At 54.1% G+C, this 390-nt stretch carries 2 protein-coding genes; both read left to right on the forward strand.

Annotated features, from left to right (window positions below; genetic code table 11):
* Positions 1–11: 11 nt before the first annotated feature.
* On the forward strand, positions 12–161 hold the full coding sequence (locus FN960_RS23555) for a transporter associated domain-containing protein (protein ID WP_438799910.1): 150 nt from the start codon (positions 12–14) through the stop codon (positions 159–161).
* A gap of 24 nt (positions 162–185) precedes the next feature.
* Positions 186–390: hypothetical protein (locus tag FN960_RS23560; RefSeq protein WP_221936831.1), on the forward strand; the 205-nt coding region annotated here is incomplete at its 3' end.

Here is a 390-nt window from a genome sequence, read left to right on the forward strand (position 1 = left end):
GTGGTCTGGTGATGCAGGCGTTTGGGCATCTTCCGGCGCGTGGCGAAACCATCGACATCGACGGTTACCAGTTCAAAGTGGCGATGGCCGACAGTCGGCGTATTATTCAGGTTCATCTCAAAATCCCGGATGACTCACCCCAGCCAAAGCTGGATGAATAAAACCGAAACTGGATAGATAACTACATGGCTTTTGCCTCATTAATTGAACGCCAGCGCATTCGCCTGCTGCTGGCGTTATTATTCGGTGCCTGCGGAACGCTGGCCTTCTCTCCTTACGTCGTCTGGCCTGCGGCGATTATTTCGCTGATGGGGCTTCAGGCGTTGACCTTTCGCCGTCGTCCACTCCAGTCTGCCGCTATTGGCTTTGGCTGGGGATTTGGTCTCTTTG

Origin of the sequence: Alkalicoccobacillus porphyridii, assembly GCF_007293315.1 — a bacterium.
Lineage (GTDB): Bacteria > Bacillota > Bacilli > Bacillales > Bacillaceae_D > Alkalicoccobacillus > Alkalicoccobacillus porphyridii.

Bases quoted from the DNA above. Each gene is read 5' to 3' on its own strand.
- FN960_RS23555 (WP_438799910.1), top strand. From the start codon at position 12: ATGCAGGCGTTTGGGCATCTTCCGGCGCGTGGCGAAACCATCGACATC.